Here is a 20,957-nt window from a genome sequence, read left to right as displayed (position 1 = left end):
ACGTGTGCGCGATTTTCGTGGTGATGTAGCGGCCGCGAGCGGATGCATCACCGTACGAACTCGCGCTACGGGACGAACGCGTCAGGACGGCAAGTACGTGAACGGCTCGCCGTCTTCGCGCTCGACGGACAGCAGCCGCCTGAGCTGATCGAGCGCGAACAATTGCTTGCCGTCGGCGGCGGCTTCGTCGATCGCGTCGTCGACCAGTTTGCGCGCACGCGCGAGTATCACCACGCGCTGTCGCGCGATCTCGAGCACCATGCGTTGTTCGAGGCTGTAGTGGCTCGATTGCCGGTCGCTCGAGCGGCGCCAGCGTTCGCGCAGTTCGGCCCACGTGACGCGCTCGAACGCCGGCATCGTGCGTACGCGTGCGCCGGCTTGCGCCGGCCCCGGTTGCGCGCGCAATGCGCAGCGCAGCGCTTCGCGAGCACGCCATTCGTCTGAAAACGGCGCATAGACGTCGCGCGAGCGGCCGATCGGATTGGCGCGTTCGATTTCCTTTTCGAGCAGGTAGGTCAGCCGCCGCAGCGCGGAGCCGTGCGCGAGCATGTCGGGATCGAGCACGCGAATCCGGCGCGATGCGTCGGCGACGTGCGCCTTCAGTTCCCACAGCGTCAGACGCAGATGCTGGACTTCCAGTATCAGGCGCTGCACGTCCGCATAGGTGCACTTCGTCCACCATTCGGTGAGGTCGTTCAGCTTCGGAGGATCGAATGGGGGGAGGATCATTGCCACTGCACAAACACTGTATGGATATACAGTTTAACGCGCGGTAACATAGCGCCGTCAAGACGAAAAAATGGGGACGGCCGCTCGCATGCCTTGCCGTGCGTTCGCGCACGATCCGACCTTCGACAGCCCGATTCGGCGGCGACCATCGCGAATGGCGATGCGCGGCCGGACACCTCACGCCACCGAGAACGATGACGACCACTTATCCGTTGCACGATGCATTGACCCGCGCCGACGCGGCGTTTCCGGCCGAAGCCGACGTGGTGATCGCCGGCGCCGGCATCATGGGCTGCGCTGCCGCTTACTACTTGGCGCTGCGCGGACTGAAGGCCGTCGTGCTCGACAAGTCGCGCATCGCCGGCCAGCAGTCGACGCGCGCATGGGGCTTCGTGCGGCAGCAAGGTCGCGAATCCGCCGAAGTGCCGTTGATGATGGCCGGCATGCGGATCTGGGAGGGGCTCGAGCAGACGCTCGGCTTCGACCTCGAGTGGCGCCAGGGCGGCTGCCTGTACATGGCGGACAACGAAGAAGACTGGGCGTCGTTCCAGGCGTGGCTCGCCGTCGCCCGCGAGCACGGGCTCGATACGCGCACCGTCACACGCGCGGAGATCGACGGGCGCGTGAGCGGACTCTCCGCGCACGTGCGCACGCTCGGCGGGCTATATACGGCGTCGGACGGCCAGGCCGAGCCGCGTCGCGTGGCCGCCGCCTTCGCCGCGCGCGCGGCCGAAGCCGGCGCGCGTTTCTTCGAAGGCTGCGGCGTGACGGCGATCGAGACGGCCGGCGGCGCGGTGGTCGGCGTCGCGACCGAGCGCGGCACGATCCGCACGCGGCGCGTGATCTGTGCGGCCGGCGCGACCAGCTTCCGGCTGCTCGACGGCGTCGGCATCCGTCTGCCGCAGCACGCCGTGCGCGGCACCTGCATGCGCACCAACGTGCTGCCCGCCGTGTCGGCGTCGACGATCTGGGGGCACGGCCTCGGGATCCGCCAACGCCGCAACGGTGCGATCAATCTCGCGGACGACATGCAGGTCGACGTCGATCTCACCGTGGGCCATCTGCGCGGCTTGAGCCTGTTCTGGCCGGAATTCTGGTCGCACCGCGAGAAATTCCGGCTGCATCTGAACGGGGCGGCGTGGCGCGACCTCAGCGCACGGGTCCGCGGCACGATCGGGCCGATCGAGCCGCGCGACCCGCAGCCGCAGCCGAATCCTGCGCATGCGCCGCGCGCGCTCGGGAAGCTGAAGGCGATCTTCCCCGCGCTGAAGGACGCGCAGATCGTCGAGGCGTGGGGCGGCCTGATCGACGTGCTGCCCGACGGGATTCCGGTGATCGATGCGCCTGAGGCGCCGTCGGGGCTCGCGATCGCGACCGGCTTCTGCGGGCATGGCTTCGCGATGGGGCCGATCGTCGGCCGGCTGCTCGCCGAATGGATCGACACGGGCGAGCCGTCGCTGGACCTGTCCGCGTTTCGTGCGCGGCGGTTCGTCGACGGAACGATGGTGCGTCCGCGCAGCATGCTGTGACGCGCGTGGGCGCGCACGCTCGCGTCGCAGCCCGTCGTAGCCCGTCGTAGAATCGAGCCCGCATTGTTCAGGAGAATCCCGTTGGCAACGCCTTCCGACCAGCGCCGTTCGTTGCGCTCACGCCTGCGTCGCGCGCGCGAGCCGTGGCAGGCGCCGCGCGTGCGCACGCTGTTCACGCGGCCCGCGACGTCGCCGCGTCGCACGCTGCTGTTTCGTCTCGGCGCGGTGGTCGTGCTGTGCATGCTGGCGTTCCTGGTGCTGTATCTCGACCGTGACGGCCTGCGCGATTCGACCAAGAGCACGCCGATGGGCGTCGCCGATCTCGTGTACTTCACGATGGTCACCGTCGCGACGGTCGGCTATGGCGACATCGTGCCGGTCACGGCGCGAGCGCGGCTGATCGATGCGTTCTTCATCGTGCCGATCCGCATCGGCATCTGGTTCATCTTTCTGGGCACGGCGTATCAGTTCGTGATCCAGCGCGTCATCGAGGAATTCCGCATGAAACGGCTGCAGAAGCAACTGTCCGATCACATCGTCGTGTGCGGATACGGACTGTCGGGTTCGATCGCCGTGCGCGAACTGCTCGAGAGCGGCGTCGACCCGGCAACGATCATCGTGATCGATTCGCAGCAGCAGGCGCTCGAAGCCGCGACGTCGCTCGGCGTGACGGGGCTGCTCGGCGATCCGGCGCACGAGGATCTGCTGCAGCAGGCACAGGTGCGTGCTGCAAAGGCGGTGATCATCTCGGTGACCGACGATCCGACCGCGATCCTGCTGACGCTGTCGGTGCGCAGCATTGCGCCCGAGACGAAGATCGTCGTCCGGATCCAGGAGAATTTGTACCAGCGTCAGTTGCGGCAGGCGGGCGCGGACGTGATCGTATCGTCGACGAAGATCGGCGCGCTGTTGCTCGCCGATGCGGTGCACAGCCGTTATATCGTGCCGTTCGTCAACGACATGCTGTCGACGCGCGGCCGGGCGACGCTGGTGGAGCGCACGGCGCTGCCGCATGAGGTGGGATGCATGACGAACGTCGTGCCGGGGGCGATCGTGGTCGGGCTCGATCGCTGCGGGAAGATCCATTCGTTTTATGAGGATCCGCCGTGCCGGATCGAGGCGGGGGATACGCTGGTCGTGATTCAGTCGGCGAGGATTCCGGAGGGGGATGGTTGAAGGAGGCGATTACCATCGCGGCTTGGTGACGATATCCGCGACGGCGACAGAATCATCAAAATCAAACGTAGCCAAATACAACTAGAAGGCCAGATCGCTAAACGAATTTCGAAAGTTTCAGATAACTCCCGTATGAACGGCTGCCTTTGACATGTCAGATCAAGCGGCCATCACACCGGATACGGGAGAACAAGCGAATGGTAGCGATCGTTACGGGCCAAGGGCTGGGTCTGCAATCATCTTCGTCCACGGCGTTGGGCAACAGAGGGGTACTGGGTAACGCTGCGTTCGGCCAGACGGGCGAACAGGTCTACGTCAATGCCGCGAATGGCAATCTGATGCTGCAGGACCGCGATCAGTTGCTGTTGGGTCAGGGAATCAACGGCGCGGTGTACCGGGCTTACAACAGCCTCGGGCAGCTCAACTGGCGTGAAGGGGCATCCCGTACCGTGGACGGGCTGGCCGGCACGCTGAACGAAGCCGACAGCACGATCACGCTGACCGACTGGGATGGTTCCCAGACGAAGTTTGCGTTCGATGCGGCGCGCAATCTCTACGTATCGACTGCGGGTGTTGGCGCGAATGTCGGCGATGCGAACCAGCCCGGCCCGACGGTCGTGGCGACAACGGGGCCGCGTGCGACGCTGCAGTTCGATGCTGCCACGAACAGCTGGATGTGGACCGATGGTAGCCAGCACGTGACGGAAACGTACGACGCGGCCCAGGGCGGGCGGCTGGTGTCCAGTCGGGACGTCGACCGCAATACCGTGAAGTACGGCTATACCGCCTCCGGCCGGCTCGCACAGATCGCGACGGCGGGCGGGGATGTCACTTATCTCGACTACGACGCGGCCGGACGGCTTTCTGCGCTGCGTTCGGTCTATCAGCAAGCGAACGGACAGCCGGCGACCGAGACTACGGTGCGCTATGCCTACGACGCGCAGGGACGACTGTCTCAGGTCGTGACGGACCTCTCGCCGGAAGACAACAGCATTGCCGACGGTAACGTGTTTACGACGACGTACGCGTATGACGGTACGAGCAACCGGATTGCGTCAGTCGGGCAGACCGACGGTTCGCGAGTCGATTTCACGTATGAGCTGCTCGATGGCGAGTATCGCGTTTCAACGATCGCGCAGTTTGCCGACAACGGTGCCGCACGGATCACGAAGCTGCAGTACGACCTCGTGAAACGCGAGACGACCGTGACCGATCCGCTTGGTTTCGTTCAGGTGATGTCGTGGGACGAGTCCGGGAAGCTCGTCGGCATCCGGACGGCACCTTCCCTGGACGGGCAATGGGAGGGGCGTGAGGCGGCTTTCGGCTACGACGACGCAGGAAACCTGCGCAGCCAGAACGATACGGTGCTCGGCGGAGCCGACCTCTATTACGACGCTGCCGGAAATCTGATTCGTCAAAGTAGTATCGGGACGGATCTGCTGCGTACGTATGGCACGCGCAACGAGTTGCTGACGGAGACGGTCAGGAGTTCGACCGGCACCTCGGAGTTCATGTCGCAGACGACGCGATATGCGTACGATGCCGTCGGCCACCTGCGTTATACCGTGACCGCTGAGGGCCGGGTGACGGAATACCGTTTCAACGCCGCCGGACAGCGCGTGTCGGAAGTCCGCTACAACAGCGAGGTGTTCGACGTCGCCGGTTTGGCTGAGTCGACGGCGCTGTCCGTCGGTTCACTCGATACGTGGGTGAGCGGCCTCGATGGTCGGCAAGATGCGTTGCGTATTGATTCGACCTACGACTGGCGCGGTAACGTGGCGGTCGAAACGCGTTACGAGCGCTTGCTGGCCGACGGCACGGGGGATATGTCTGGCGGAACTTCCCAGACGCGATACATTTACGATCCGCATGGGCGCCTGCTGCAGCGCTACGTCGGCCCGTCGGGGCAGGAGCAGGTTGAGCAATTCGCTTACGACGGCCTCGGTCGGTTGTTGAGTGCCGTAAGTTTCGATGGTGCACTGACAACGTATCAGTATGACGATGCAGGTCATGCAGTTTCGGTGACATTCGCCAATGGCCTCACGCGTACGTCGGTCTGGAATGCAGCCGGCGAGCTCGTCGCATCCAGCGATACGGTGCAAGGTCGGCTGCTTTCGAAGACGACAAATCGATACGACACCGATGGCAGGCTCCGGATTTCGACCGATGCGAACGGCCAGAATACCCACTATTTGTACAACGCCCGTAACCAGCGGGTTGCCGAGATTGCGCCGGACGGAACGCTCACGGAATACGTCTACGATGAGGCCTATGCATTCCCGACGCGGACGGTAACGTACGCAACGCGGGTGACCGCGGCGCAACTCGCACCGTTGTCCGACAATGCCGGTCGCGCGATAGAACGGTTACCGTCGGGAAGCACGCTCACCCTCGAAACGTCGGGACTCCGGCCGGCCGTAACCGCGGCGGACCGCTCGTCCTGGTTGTTCAGAATGAACAATGCATGGGTCGACCGAACCGTCGATGCGGATGGCACGTTGACGCAGCGGAGCTACGACGGATTCGGCCGTTTGACCGGCAAAACTGTATTTGCAAATCGCGTCGATCCGACTGCTATGCCGGTTTCAGGCCTTCCGCCAGTGGATCCGGCACGGGATCGGGCGACGCACTACCTGTATGACCAGGATGGGCTGCTGCGCGGCGAGCTTGACCCGCAGGGTTATCTGACGGAATACCGCTATAACGCTGCTGGCGAACGCATCGAAATCGTGCGCTATGCGACGCCAGTCAACGAACCGCTCCGCATGGCCTTCGCCAGCGGGGCGGTGCCCAAGCTTCCCGACCTTATTCCAGGCGCCAGCGCACAGGACACGTCGTCGCGCTTCGTCTACGACGCACGCGGGTTGCTTGCAGCTGAAATAGATGGTGAGGGTTACGTCACGCGCTATCAATACGATGCTCAGGGCAACGTCACGGAGCGTGTGCGAGGGCAGCGCATTGCGTTGGGTGCGTTGGGTCAGCCGCAGCAGGTGCCGGTGAAGATCGAGGCTTCGGGTCAGGTCGGCGCAAAACTCGAGGTCTGGCTGGACGGCGTGCAAGCGGGGACGGTAACGCTGACGGCGTCGGATTACACGTCTTATACGTTGACGGTATCCAATGCGATTCCGCTGGCGAGTCATACAGTCGAATTCCGCTCAGGGAGAGAAAACCCGGTCACGGTGCGTAGTGCAAGCTTCGACAATCACGTGTTCAGCCAAGTTGTTGCAACGCCGTCACTGATGGGCACCGACGGCCCGCAATGGTTCAGTGTTCGCTACACGCTCAATGCCGTCGATCTGATCGCATCGGCATCAACGCCGGACAACCTCGAGCGTACGACCTACGCGTACGACGCGATGGGACGTCTGCTCGAGCAGGTCACCTATGGCGTACTGGGCTCCAAGACGTCGAGCTTCACCTACGACGAAGTCGGCCGCGTGCTGACGGAAACACAAGGCGAGCCGCCGTTCAATCGCACGACGACGTATCGCTACGACGAGGAAGGCCGCGTGATCAGGAGGTATTCCGGAGAAGGTAGCCGGATCCTCGAACTGATCGATCTGTACGAAAAGAGCGGCGATACAGCTATGCTCGCGCAGCTTCGGAGCGGCGAGTTCTACGAAGCCTACACGTACGATTCGGCTGGCTTGCGGACATCCGCAACCGATGCTGATGGCCGCAAGACGCACTACTACTACGACGCGAACGGCAATCTTGCAGCCACGATCAACGCGGCCGGTGAAGTCGTCGAGCATAACCGCGACGCTTTCGGGGATATAGCTCAGACCACTGCTTACGCGGTTCGATTGTCGGTCGATGTACTCAAGACGCTGCAGGGCGGTCGTCTCACGGATGATGTGGCGACCGCCATTGCGTCGCTCGACAACGCCGACGCGTCGCGCACGTCCTTCAGCTATAGCACGGCGGGCCGCTTGACGAGGCACACCGATGCGATGGGGGCAACCACCGAGTATGCATACAACGCATTCGGAGAGGTGACGTCGCAATCGCAGCAGGTAGGGGGCGATACACACCGGATCACGACATACGACTATGATCGCGTCGGACATCAGGTCCAGCAAGCGACAGATCCCGGCTACCTGAATTTGATCACGAAAGCCGTGTACGACGCCTTCGGCCGAGTAGTTCAATCCGTCGATGCGAACGGTGTGTCACGCATCACGGAGTACGATCGCAACGGGCGCATTGTCGGCATGCGTGATCCGGCGGGCCGGAGCAGTACGACGTACGACGCGTTCAACAACGTGCTGACGCAAACGGATCGCCTGGGCAATACGACCACGTACAGCTACAGCTCGAAGATGCAGTGGATGATCGTCAGAACGCCTGAGGGGGTTGTGACAACCACGAAATACAACGAGTTCGGCCAGATCGACAGTGTGATTGATGGCCAGGATAACGTCGTCAAATACGAGTACGATCGCGACGGCCTCCTGAAGAACGTGAGTAGTCAAAGCCGGACTCTGCACGGCTACGACATCGACCAGTCGCACGGATACGACCGCGATCATGCCGGGAACGTATTGACTGAGTACGACGGAGATCGAAAGTCCGTCGAGTACAGCTATGACGCAGTCGGTCGCGTTTTGACGCGGAAGGAACGAACCAATCAGAGTTCGCCGGCAAGCGGCCCGGACGCCTGGGTTCCGGTTGAACTGGTCACCAAGTACGAATACGACGCAAAAGGGCAGCAGGTCCGCACGACCGACCCGTCCGGAACAATTACCGATACGCACTATGACCTGAACGGCCGCAAGATGACGGTGATCGTCGATCCGACCGGCCAGAAGCTCACGACGACCTTCACCTATGACCGCACGGGCCAGATCCTGACGGTGACTGAAGGTGCAGACAGCGCGACCGCAAAGGTCACGCAGAACACCTATGATGGCGCCGGTCGGCTGATCGAGCAGATCGTGGATCCAGCTGGTCTGAAGCTGACGACGCGCTATGCGTACGATCCGGCCGGCAACCTGGTTTCTGAGACTAATGCGGCGGGCGGCGTCACGCACCATGTCTACGATGCCGCGGGCCGGGAAATCGGGGCAGTCGGTCCGACGGGGACCATAACCGCCATCGACCGCGATGCCGAAGGGCGGATCGTCAAACGCACCGTGTATGCGACGCCGGTAGCGCTGACCGGCTTGCCGGATCAGTTGACGTCGGAACAATTGCATAGCCTGGTGCCGGCGTCGCAGCAGGACGAGATCGCTCGGAACGTTTACGGCGCGGACGGCCGGCTGCGCTTCACCGTCGATGCAGCTGGCGCCGTCACGGAATTGACGTACGACGTCAGCAACAACGTGGTTCGCAAGACGGCGTACGCGGGGTTCATCAATCCGGGTGAAGGTGAGTCGCAAGACGCTATCCGAACTGCATTGTCGCGGATCGACGCTCAGCTTCAGGCTGGCGACCGCGTGACGCGCATGGTGTATGACGGCAAGCACCGCTTGGTCGCGACGATCGACGCAGCTGGTTATGTCACGCGAAATTCGTACAACGCAACCGGGCAACTGGTCGACACGAAGTACTACGCGACGCCATATACGGGCACCGACAATCCGAACTACGCCACGTTCACCAATCTGCTGAACACGTGGGATGCGCAGGGCTCACAGAGTACGTCGCGCGAAACTCGGTGGTTCTACGACGACGCGAACCGTCCGCTGTACACGGTCGATGCCGAAGGATACGTCACCGAGAATCAATACGACAACTCCGGTCGGCTCGCGAAGACGATTCGTTACGCACGTGCTCATCCTGAAGCGGCAAGCTACAAGAAGACCTACGACATGTGGCTGGCGCTCAGGTCCGAGACGCTTGACCAGGCCGCGGTCACGACCTATCGCTACGATGGCGCCGGCCGGCTGATCGAGACGACCAACGCGCTGGGCGTCAAAACGAGCTACACGCTCGACGCCCTCGGCAGGGCCGTCGATACGACCGTGGCCGCCGGCACGAGTGACGCCTCGACGACGCATGCCGTCTACGATCCGGCGGGCAACCTGATTGCGAAAACGCAGGCGTACGGCACGGCTGTTGCCATCACGACCCGCTATACGTACGACGCAGTCGGCCGGCAAGTTGCGACGACCGACCCCCGCGGTGTCGAGCTCGCCGAACAGGACACGGCCTGGGCGCTCGCGGAGCGAGGCGCGCGAGGCCTCGTGGATGGCGCCGGCAACGCGCTGGCTGCGGCCGCACTGACCGATGACCAGAAGCGCGCCCTGTTGCAGGCTTACACCAGCACCCAGAGCTATGATGCCGCCGGTCGCGTGACCGAGAAGGCGGACGCGCTGCACAACGTGACGCGTTACCAGTACGACGCGTTCGGCAATCAGGTGACGATGACCGACCCGTTGTCGGCCACGACGGTGTCGTTCTACGACAAGCTCAATCGGGTCATTGCGCAGGTCAGTCCGGAAAACTGGGTCGTCGGCACGCAATACGATGCGTTTGGCAACGTGTCGCAAGTGACCGATTATCGGCTCGCGCGATCGGGCGCGGTCGATGACGTCTGGAAACGCGACGGCTGGAAATCGGATCTGTCGCAGGTGCTGCCGGCCGGTGATCCGGCCGATGCCGTCACGCGCATGGAGTACGACAAGCTCGGTCGAGCGATCAAGTCGACCGATGCGGAAGGGTATTTCGAAACCTACGGGTATGACGGGCTCGGCAATCGCACCAGCTATACGAACAAGCTGGGCGGCACATTCACTTATACGTACGACCATCTTGGTCGCATGACGTCCGAGACATTGCCGGTACTGTCGAAGAACAAGGCTGTCGTGAATGGCTTCAAGTACGATTCGCGCGGCAACCGCATCAAGATGACGGAGGCGCAGGGTCTCGACGAAGAGCGTATTAGCGAGTATGGCTACGATCTCCTTGACCGTCAGACCGTTATCTCGAAAGTGGTGTTCACTTCGAACGTGTTAGAGACCGCGATCGAGAAATCGGTTTATGACGCACGGGGTAATCTGGTATCGAAAGTTGGTGTGAATGGCGGCGTCACGAGCTGGTATTACGATACAGCCGGGCGCAAGACAGGGCAGGTCAGTCCCAGTGGAACGCTCTCGTTGTGGGAGTACGACGCGGCCGGTAACGTAACGCGCACACGGGTCTTTGGCGATCCCGTTACCCCCACGCAAGGTTCGCAACCACCGGCACCCGTCGACGCAACCAACGTGCGCGAAACACGTTCAGTTTATGACGCGGATGGTCGCCAGATTCAGTCGCGTGTGATGAACGTCGCGACAGGGTATTTCGACCCGAGTGCCGGCGAAGATCAGCGTGGCGAATACTTCATTACGTCCGGCAGTGACCTTGTTACTCAATGGGAATATGACGGTCGGGGCGCAGTTATTGCCAAGACGGATCCGGCCGGTGGTCGTACGCTGTACTTTTACAACGGCAGCGGCAAGAAGACGCTCGAAATCGATGCGAAAGGCTACGGAATTTCCTATACGCTCAATGCGCGCGGGGACGTCACGCAGGAAATTCGGTTCTCCAAGCCCTATCCGGACCCTGTGACGTCAAATCCCTCCCTGGGCACCACGCTGGTCAGCGTATGGCCGCGCAGTGAGGACGATCGGATCACGGACTACACGTGGGACCGGAATGGTCGAAAGACTAGCGAAACGCGAGAAAACGCCCAGTTCGCCACAGTCGACGGAAACGGAAGACTCACGCAGCAGACTGGTGCTGCTACAACGAGGTATGCATACGACGGCGATGGTCACTTGCTGAGGCAGATCGATGCCAGCGGCAGCCAATACGATTACGGATACGACGTACTCGGACGCCGTACGTCGGACATCCTGCCGCAATTCATCGATAACAAGGGGCGTCAGGTACGCGCCACGACACTGTATCAATACAATGGATTGAGTAACGTTGTCACGGAAACGCGCAAAGGTGATGTAGATCAGACGACGCTCTACACCTATAACCGTGGGCGGATAAAAGGAAAGCTCGATGCGCTGGGCATCTGGACGATGTATAGCTACGACATCGCCGGCAATCTGTTGAACACCAATTTCGGATCAGTCGACGCCGATGGCCAGGGGAAAGGGTACACCCTCCACGTTCGCTACGACGTAGAGAGCCGCGAAATCAAGCGTTACACGGGCTTTGCAGGGCAGTATGGGAGCCAGGTGGAACTGCTTTATAACGCATACGGAGAAATTGTCGGAAGGCGGATGAGCGAGGGACCGTATTCCCAAGGCGGCGCGTGGCAGGAATACACAGATTACGACAATGCGGGGCGGGTTGTTCGCACGAACTTCAACGACGGCATCTCGCATCTGTACATGTACGATCGGAACGGGAATGCGACGCTGAAGGTCGAATCGATGGAGACGGACCTGCGCGGTTTCGCGATCAAGACGGGTGACGATCTCGAGAAACTGCTTCAGAAGGCCGACATGATGCAGACCTTCACGCGCTACGACGCGCGTAATCAGGTCATCCAGATTCGTCAGCCGAAGACATCGGGCAGCGTGCCGCGTATCAGCTTCCATCCGGTTGATATTCCGATCGATGGCGGGGTGTTTGCTAATACGCAGTTGAGTATCGGTGGGTGGCTTGAAAAGCAGAATCGACCAGTAGCTGGTCCGGTGTATACGGAGCCGGCGGAAGTGAGCTTGACTACGTCAGCGGGAGCGGCAGCTACAGCCAGCGTGTCATGGAACCTGGTGTCGTCTTATATTGAAATATATAGCCTCGACATCAATCTTCCGGACCTGAAAGACGTATACGGAGCGTATCAGTATGAGGTCGTTGCGACGTATCGGGAGCAAGGCGAAAATCTCGGGACGTCACGCCCTTCCGGCGTAGATCACGATCCGGTTGACATCACCCAAACCCAAACTGTTCAAACAGCGGTCAACCAGTCCGGTAAGGTCACCTTTCCGGTCAATAGCTACGTCCGGATAGGTACGCCGAGTGGCGACTATCCCTTCAAACCGCTCCAGTTCGATTACTCGATCGAAGTATATGTCAAGCCTCAAAATGGCGCTGGCGAACGGCGTTTGCTCGGAAAGGTGGAAAAGGGGGCCGTCCTGTATGAAGCGTGGGTATCCAACGGCAACGTTGAGGCCAATGTGGCTCATACGGACGCCCTCGATTCGTCGCAGGAGCTGCAGTCGGTTTCCAATCGGTTGAGTCTGGCAAATCACACGCTGCCTCTGGGAGCGCGTGCGATGCTGTACTACCGCCCATTAGGATCGACGGAAACATTCCGGACACTCGGCAAGGATCCCAGCAGCGAACCCGGTTCATACACGATCGACGTGGGCAATTTGTCCGACGGCGATTACGAAATGATCTTCATAGCCATATCGGACGGCAGCGACGGGCGTGAGCCCGGTACGTTGCTGCGCCGCGATGGCTATAACGCACATATCGCGCGCGGTGGTAACTCTACCGTAACGTCGTCGCCGATCCCCACTTACGAGGAAAGCAGCCGTGCGGGTTTCCTGACCGATGCATCAGGCAGCTACATCTGGACATCGCCGCAAATCCTGAACATCTACTCGGCACGCGATTCGGCGCTGCATTTGGCTGACCACGTCGTCGTGAAGATACGTCCGCAAGGCGGCACCACATGGAACGAAGAACGAACGCTCTGGCGCGATCCCGATACGGGCGCATTCTCGATAGACGTGTCGGGATACGCACCGGGCAATCTTGACGTGGAGTTCGACCTGTACAACGCAGCGGGCCAGAAGCTCGATGCCGTGCTGGGGTCGGTGGGATTGCCGGGCGGGAACGGCTCGCCGTCGTTCAGCACGAACTACCTGGCCGACCTGAAATCGACGATCGTGTTCCATTCGCAGCCCGCCGACACCGATTACATCATGGTGTCGTGGGTGCAAGATGGCACGACGCGCTATTCGCGCGTCACTCGCATGGGTAACGACGAGTTCAGTTGGGACGTCCAGGGGGGCGGCCTGATCCCGCAACCAGGCCAGTCGTATGGCTACGCGATCAAGTACACAGCTTACGACGCTGCCGGTGTACCGCTGGCAATGGGCGCCGGCGACATCACTGTCGGTACGGTGGGCATGGCGCAGGTCACGTTGACGGGTAGCGAGCGACCGAGCATTTTCGAGTTCAAGCCGGTCGGTGTGGATGGCCAGCCGCTGACGAACGTCAACACCATCACGTTGTACTACCGTCAGTCTACGGCGAAAGACCAGGCATTCGATCGTCCGTTTATCGAGGTGACGTTGACGCGCGACACATTGGGGCGCTTCCTGTTCGACGCATCGGCGTTGCCTACGCGAGCCGAGTTTGAATATCGCTACCTGGCCAAGGATGTGAACGGCTCGGTGTTGGCTGAGCGCCAGAGCTATTTCCTGACCGGTACGCGCAACAACCCGGTGACGAACGTCGACATCGTCGGCGTGATAGAGGAAACGGCGAAGGACATGACGATCGACCGGTTGCAGCAGCACAACGCATTCGGCGAGGTGTCGGCCGAACGTGACGGCCGCGGAAACTGGACGACATCGTATTACAACACGCTGGGGAATCTGACGCTCAAGCATGAGCCGAAGGTCAGCGTGACGCTCGCGAATGGTGCGCAGGTCGAGGTCGAGCCGGAGACGCGGTTTTACTACGACCTCACCGGCAACCTGGTCGGGTTGAAGGATGCAAATGGCAATCTGACCGTGCAGCAGTGGAACTATGGGACTGCACAACCGACGCTCGCTAAGTCGTGGGATGCGCTCGGGTTCAGCAAAACGATGCGGTACGACGCGTTCGGCAACTTGCGAACCTCAATCGATGAACTGGGGCGACGCACAGATTACCGATACGACAGCAAGAATCGTGTGGTCGAGATCGATCACCCAGGGCTGGCCAACGGCCAGCGAAGCGTCGACCGCTACGAATATGATTCTTTTGACCGTAGGATTGCGCATACTGACGCGCTCGGCGGTCGCGAGCGCACGTTCTATGACGGTGACGGACGAATCATCAGGACCGTAAGTGCGGCCGGTCGCGAAGTGAAGTACGACTACAAGTGGGTAGCGAGCGTGAGTTCGGTCGGAACGTCGACCTCGGGTGGCTGGATCCGCACGACGACCAACGCGAACGGCATGACTATGGTCGATGAGACTGACCAGTTCGGGCGCCTGATTAAACACACGGACTTGGGTGGGCATGTTTTCCGGTACACGTATAACTGGGCTGGACTGGTTTCGAAGCAGACTGGGACAAGTGGGCAGGATGTTGATTACACGTACTACTCGAACGGGTTGGTGCGTTCGATCAAAGATAACGCGACCAAGACACAATCGCTGTACGAATATGATGGCGACGGCAACCGCACATCCGAGTTTTTCTCGAACTTCGGCGACGTCTACGTGTTTGCACAATCGAGCGTCAAGTACGACGCGTTGAATCGCGTGACGGCGATCGAGGACGACGCTTACAAGGTCTACTACGAGTACGACGCGGTTGGCAACCGCCGGCGAATGCTCGCGAAGTACACCGACATGGTCGGTTATCACGATCGAGAGCAAGAGTACTGGTACGAATACGATGCGTTGAACCGATTCACGGTATCGATGGGTAGCCTGTCGGGTGCACGGGCAACCGATCCGAACGACACTAGCGTCTCGATCGTGAAGGGGGCGCTCGGCGGTGACGGTGTGCAACTTGGCTACAACGCGGCAGGCGAACGCGTATTGGCTGTCTACGCAAAGGACGACCGAACCGAACGATACACGTACGATGCAAATGGCTATCTGGAAACGCAGAAGGTCAACGACATCGTTGTACAGGAACGTAAGAACGACCTCTTGGGCCGTGTGACCAGCTTTGTCGAGCGCGACGCGACGACGGGCCAGCAAGTGACAGGGATTGACCGTACGTGGGACGCAGATGGGATGGTCTTGCAGGAAAGGGACACTCTGCACCGAGCGACGACGGTCTACACACGGATGGCGGATGGCACGCTGACTCAGGTCGACACGACGCCCGACGATGCAAGCGAAACGCACACGACCTCTACTTACGCGTACGAGTTGTGGGACAGCGCAAAGCAGTCGCGCGTGACAGTGCAGGCGTCGAATCCCAATGCACCGGGTTGGCGGCCGGCCATGTCGTATTTCAACTACGACGAGAACGGTAACCTGAAAAGCACGTATGACGACGGCGGGAACGATCCGGGCAAGGCACGCGCCTTCCAATATTGGACTGACATGCGCGGCCAAGTGCAGCGACGTGATGAACTGACCGGCGTGAATGTCGATGCGAACAGCAGGATTACCGGTGCGGCCGGGGACCGCAAGCACAACTATTACTACCTGAATGGAAACCGGGTCGGAAACCAGGGCAACGACGGAATCGACAAGATCGACTACATGCAGGAACTTGCCGGCAAGCTTGGCAAGGGCAACGAGAATCAGTATCGGGTGTTCACGCCGATCAGTGCCGCCGACTTCGACGAGAACTACATGGCGATCAACGGCGCATATCCGGCCGCCAGCGCGGGGCAATGGACCGTGCGGGCAGGCGATACGCTGAAGTCGGTTGCATCGGCGTTATGGGGCGATTCGAGTCTGTGGTACGTACTGGCGGACGCGAATGGTCTGAAGAGTATGGATGAGCTGCGGCCCGGAGAGTTGTTGACCGTACCGAACAAGGTGACGAACGTCCACAATACGGCGACGACGTTCAAACCGTACGATCCGGGTCTCGCAATCGGCAATACGCAGCCGACGCTGCCGGCACCGCCGCCGCCGCCGGGACCGAACGGCTGCAGCGTCGTGTCGGTCATTGCGATTGTGGTGGCCGTGGTGGTGTCGGTGGTGTCCTACGGGACCTTGGCGCCTCAGGCTGCATCGTTTGCAGGAAGCGTCGCGGCGGGTGCTGCGGCAGGCACCGCGGGTGCCGTGGCTAGCCAAGGCGTGATGATTGCGGGCGGTGAACAACACGGTCTCAACTGGAATGGCGTGGCGCTGAGTGCGCTGGGTGGCGCGGTCGCCGGAGGCGTGACCAGCGCGCTGGCGCCCGCAGCGACCGGGGCCGCGACTGGCGCGGGCACGGCCACGACGAATGGATTCCAAACCGCGGTCTTGCAGGGGGCGGTGCGTTCGGCCGTGACGCAGGGGCTGGGAATCGCAACTGGGCTGCAGGACCGGTTCGACTGGAAGGGCCTGGCGGCCAGTGCGATCGCCTCGGGCGTGGGCTACAGCGCTGGGCAGGCGGCTGGGTCGGCTGCGGCTGGCGCGGGTTACAGCGCGGGAGTGAGCAAGTTCGTAAGCGGCGTGGCGGGTGGACTGAGCGCCGGCATGGCGAGTACACTGGTGCGTGGCGGGAATCTTTCGCGTAACATGGGTGGGATCGTTGCCGACACGGTGGGAAGCACCGTTGGCAATATGGTGGTTGATCGCGTCCAAGCGGCCTCTGCTGAGAAAATTACCTCAGGTCCGACGCGCTACGAAGACGCGGTGTACGGACAACTCGTGGATGCGTTCGGCAGTGCAGGTAGTGCGCCGAATCCGTACATGGCGATGCAGTTTGTTGGGCCTGGTGCACCTTCCCCGATTCGAGATTTAGGTGTTGGGCCGGAGATGCATGTCACGCCGAATGGTGCGTGGATCGATGCGGGAACTGGAGCAGCAGCGACTGGTGTCGCGTACGGCTCGGGTTATGACGGCGCGCTGTCGGCATGGTCGTCGTCGAGCTTGGGTTATGGCGGTGACGTTGACCTGAACGCAGCAGCGTTCAGGTCAACGATGAATGCCACACCGGGCTCATCGTGGGATGCGTTGACGCAGCTGGCCGATGCGCGAATTGCTGCCGGGACGTACGACCGGTTCTCGGATCTGGGTCATGCGATCGTCGATGACGGGTCGATCGGCCAGCGAGTGGAGCGATTTGCACATGCCCTGACGTACACGCGACCGGATGCTGCCGAGCAGATCGCCGCGTTCCGTGCGCCGCTGAGCCCCAAAGCAGCGGCATTTGATGCGATGCTCAGTGGTGGTCCGTTTGCGACCTTGGCAGGCAGCGCGATGTACGCATCGGGTCGATCCGATCAGGATGCTTTCTACGCGGCCACGGTAGTCGGTAGTGCAGGAGGTATTGTTGGCGGCCCGGCTGGATTCCAGATGCCACGCGCGCCACAAGCATCCAGCTTTGCCTCTGCTAGAAGCAATAGGATTGGCGGACCATTTACCCCGTCCGACATTCCGGGAACCGAGTCCCGAGTTGTTGCTTTCGGTCGCAACGAAGCGGTGTATGTTGTCGATAATGGCTCTGGTCTTCCACTGCGTGCTGACGGTCTTATTTCCGGGTCGCATGTTGGGCGCGGGAAGGGAACGTTGCCCGAACCTATTGGTGGGCGGTCGGTAGGTGAGCATCGAGGGCATATCATTCCGGAGGGTGGGGTCGACACACCGTCCTACGTGAATAACCAGTTCAACCTTATATCTGAGGCTCCAAGATCAAACCTTGGGTTGAAGAAGAGCATCGATTTGCAGGCGAGCAGACTGGCAGCAGAGAATCCGAACTCGGTGGTTCGATTTATTGGGGAGCCCGTGCGGAACATCGGTGAAACTAGACCATTTGCGATGACCTACTACATCACGAAGGATGGTCAATTGGTACAAGCGCTATCGGTGTTCAACAAGTAGCGAATATGGGATTTAGATAGGAGAAGGCAGTGAGTTCTTTGGTTGACAAGCAGGCTCCCATCGACTTCGAAATTGCGAACGCGCTGATCGTCGCTACACCGGAAGCATGGCGTGCAGCTGACATGCTCGTGGAGCGAGAGCAAGAGAAGGGGCAGGAGCGACTTCGGATTGAGATCTCAAATCCGGATGGGCGAAAGGAATTGGTTCAGCCGACGGATGAGATCGTTTCTGGACTATACAAGTTGGTTGACTTGTTTCGCGCACATGGCCCGATTTGGACAAAGGCTGCGTACTCAGTTTCGATGGCTGATGACGGGCAATGGCGCTATACCGTCAACTTCGAGTATTGAGCATTGGTGAGTTGAAAACGACAACGCCCGCTTCTGCGGGCGTTGTCGTATCTGCGCTCGAATCTCAGAAGAGCTCTCTCGCGACGCGCCGTCGCTCGTCGTCATCGAGATGCATCACGCGGATTCCGCCGATCGCGCGACGCAGCCAGTCGTCGGCAATGACGCGATGTTCGTCGTTCGTGACGGCAGTCGTCGACGCCGGCAATTGCCGAATTCCAGCGCCGTCCGTCGCGTCGTCGCCAGCCCTGTTTGCAGCGTAAATCTCGTGTTGGTCCAAAATGCACCACCCCTTGGAAATAGCACAGACATGACGCACGTACCAAACCGCGTGCGAAACGGTCGCTCAGCCAAGCGTGGCGCGGGTTTGAGGCGCACCACATTCCTGAGCGGAGAAACGAACTGCGGCGGCAGCGGATTGCGCTGAGCCAATACGGGCGGGGCCTTGCGGTGACGCCCGCCGCGATCCAGATCCGCGTGTTTTGAGGCAGACCGATCATCGTAAAATGCGATCGAGAACAGAACGCAGCACGTCCGGGTCCGGCGCGCCTTCGATGCGAATCGACGTCTTGCCATGCTGAATCTCGATCAAGCCGGACGGTATGTTGTCGGTCGCAGTCGGCACCTCGAGCGCCATCGACGGCTGAGACGGTTCGTTGACGACAACCGGCAGCATTGCGTCTGGAATCGCATCGTCCGTTAGCAGGCCTTGCGCATGGAGGCGGCGCCATGCCCACACCTGATTGGCATTGATGCCGTTCTCGCGAGCAACACGGGCGACCGACGCGCCGGGCTCGAATGTCAGCGCGACGATGGTCCGCTTCCATTCCGTGGGATGTCGGCGAGTTTGCCGTTTCGGCGGGATCCCGACTGTCTGAGTCACTCTGTCCACAACTCCTATCGTGGACACGACCGGTCATTCGTGTCCTTCGCCGGACATCATGGCACTCGCCACCGAGCGTTCACAGACGGTACTGGTCTCGTGCTTACAGGCATACCTGGCCTACGTACTGACCCAACCAAGGAATACCCGTACGCGTCGACGCTCCTTGAGCGCTCACAATAGCCTTCCAGTGCGGCACCAATTCTGGAGGACCCTGTGCGCTTCGGCAACAGTTGCGTTCCAATCACCAATAACCGGCTGCCGAACGATGCGGACGTTGGGATACCACGGTGTCGCCGTTGGCATCCGCTCGTAGCGCCAGTCCGCATGAAGTGGCGAAAGCAGAATGGTCGGCAGATTCAAACTCGCCGCAAGATGTAGTGGACCGCTGTCGACGCTGACGACAGCGTCGGAGGACGTCGAAAGCAGCATGGCCAGCGAATGCAGATCGGTCGTCGAGTCGACGTTGGTTGTCGAGCGCGACAAATTATCCGCGAGCCATCGCTGCATTTCGAGACCACGTTGCAATATGATCCAGTGAATGTCCTGATTTTCCAGCAATGGGCGTACCTGATGCAGGCGCAGGCTTCTCCACGCGAAATCTCCGTGAGCGGATTCATTCCCTGACCAAAAGAGCGCAACGCATGGGCGCCCACGCGCATCTTGACGAATACGTTTTGCCAGGTCCGCAATGGACGGAGACGGCGCCTCTTCGTACATTGCTCGTCGCGCTGGCAGATAGCCGGCCAGCGGAAAGAGGGGGGTGAACAACGAGAACGGCGTGGCCCACATTTCATCGTGCGGCGCGTGGCCTGATAGTGGTGCCAACAGTTCGCGGGCCCCCATGTCACGGTAATCGTTCAGCCAAGCAGGATTGACGTGCAGGCAAGGCCAAGGTTCATGAAGGACGAGTTCTGTCCCAGCTTGCGCGAGCAGCACGCGGTACCGGAAGAACTGGAGCCAGTCACCGAAGCCACCACCACGGACGTAATGGAGAACGCGCGGTAATGGTGTGTCACCACACCAGTAGCCAGGATCTTTGATTCCGTATATCTCCGCTACAGCTGAGCGGCTTGTATAGGTCGATGCATATTCTTTTAGGCCGGCAGAGATGCCGTAAGCCCGCATCAGCGATGTGCTGCGAATTTTCCTGAGTTGAGTGCCGGTGGCAGCCGGAATCGCACCTGCGGGGTGCGATGCATGGTACGACATGGATTGCGCGATAATTTCGTCGTCTTGACCGAAGAGATATTGAATCTCGAACTTAATCTGTTGGCGTTCCCATTCATTGAGCCCCTGCACTAGCGCTTCAAAATGTGCGTCGAGAATGTCGATTCTGCCGAGGTGAGCGCACGCATAGAACAGGATCATTCGATGGTTGGTGTATCCTGGGGCACGCTGCGTAACGGTCAAGCACAGATCAACTGCTTTTTCAAATTCGCCCAGGAAATAGTGAAACTGAGCGCATGCGTGGAAAAATATCGCGCTATCGCTATCGCTATCGCCATCGTCGGCTCTGAAACCGTCCAGCAAGCGTTGGGCTTGGTCCATCTCGCCACGTTGCACGAGACGTTGTACATCGAGCACAGGATTACTGTTGGTCATTGATCGCGTTTTGTGG

The 20,957-nt window shown here is 60.7% G+C and carries 8 protein-coding genes; 4 read left to right on the top strand and 4 right to left on the bottom strand.

All coding sequences use genetic code 11. The annotated features are described in order from the left end of the window. Nucleotides 1-81: 81 nt before the first annotated feature. Nucleotides 82-729, bottom strand: coding sequence for a hypothetical protein (locus tag EX20_RS25960; RefSeq protein ID WP_034195209.1), 648 nt, complete (start codon nucleotides 727-729; stop codon nucleotides 82-84). A gap of 194 nt (nucleotides 730-923) precedes the next feature. On the opposite strand from EX20_RS25960, the gene EX20_RS25955 reads away from it, so the two are divergent. From EX20_RS25955 to EX20_RS25940, 4 genes are all read left to right on the top strand, one after another. Beyond that, nucleotides 924-2,258, top strand: coding sequence for an NAD(P)/FAD-dependent oxidoreductase (locus EX20_RS25955; RefSeq protein WP_034195208.1), 1,335 nt, complete (start codon nucleotides 924-926; stop codon nucleotides 2,256-2,258). 81 nt (nucleotides 2,259-2,339) lie between these two features. Then, on the top strand, nucleotides 2,340-3,434 hold the full coding sequence (locus EX20_RS25950; RefSeq protein WP_011882450.1) for a potassium channel family protein: 1,095 nt from the start codon (nucleotides 2,340-2,342) through the stop codon (nucleotides 3,432-3,434). A 197-nt stretch (nucleotides 3,435-3,631) separates the two neighbouring features. After that, nucleotides 3,632-18,106, top strand: a complete 14,475-nt coding sequence (locus EX20_RS25945; protein WP_034195207.1) for a LysM peptidoglycan-binding domain-containing protein — start codon at nucleotides 3,632-3,634, stop codon at nucleotides 18,104-18,106. A 29-nt stretch (nucleotides 18,107-18,135) separates the two neighbouring features. Next, on the top strand, nucleotides 18,136-18,456 hold the full coding sequence (locus EX20_RS25940; protein WP_131929056.1) for a hypothetical protein: 321 nt from the start codon (nucleotides 18,136-18,138) through the stop codon (nucleotides 18,454-18,456). Between the two features lie 64 nt (nucleotides 18,457-18,520). On the opposite strand, the gene EX20_RS25935 is transcribed toward EX20_RS25940, so the two are convergent. The 3 genes from EX20_RS25935 to EX20_RS31420 form a co-directional block, all read right to left on the bottom strand. Further along, nucleotides 18,521-18,733, bottom strand: coding sequence for a hypothetical protein (locus EX20_RS25935; protein WP_034195205.1), 213 nt, complete (start codon nucleotides 18,731-18,733; stop codon nucleotides 18,521-18,523). Between the two features lie 216 nt (nucleotides 18,734-18,949). Next, nucleotides 18,950-19,336: an IS66-like element accessory protein TnpA gene (gene tnpA / locus EX20_RS25930; protein ID WP_165927441.1), complete on the bottom strand. Its 387-nt coding sequence runs from the start codon at nucleotides 19,334-19,336 to the stop codon at nucleotides 18,950-18,952. A gap of 174 nt (nucleotides 19,337-19,510) precedes the next feature. After that, complete coding sequence (locus EX20_RS31420; protein ID WP_081350618.1) at nucleotides 19,511-20,941, bottom strand: glycosyltransferase family 9 protein; 1,431 nt, start codon at nucleotides 20,939-20,941, stop codon at nucleotides 19,511-19,513. Nucleotides 20,942-20,957: the final 16 nt, after the last annotated feature.

Source organism: Burkholderia sp. WP42 (assembly GCF_000745665.1).
Classification (GTDB): Bacteria; Pseudomonadota; Gammaproteobacteria; order Burkholderiales; family Burkholderiaceae; genus Burkholderia; species Burkholderia vietnamiensis.
Note: the sequence above shows the minus strand (reverse complement) of the source record. Positions and strands in the feature narration are given on the sequence as shown.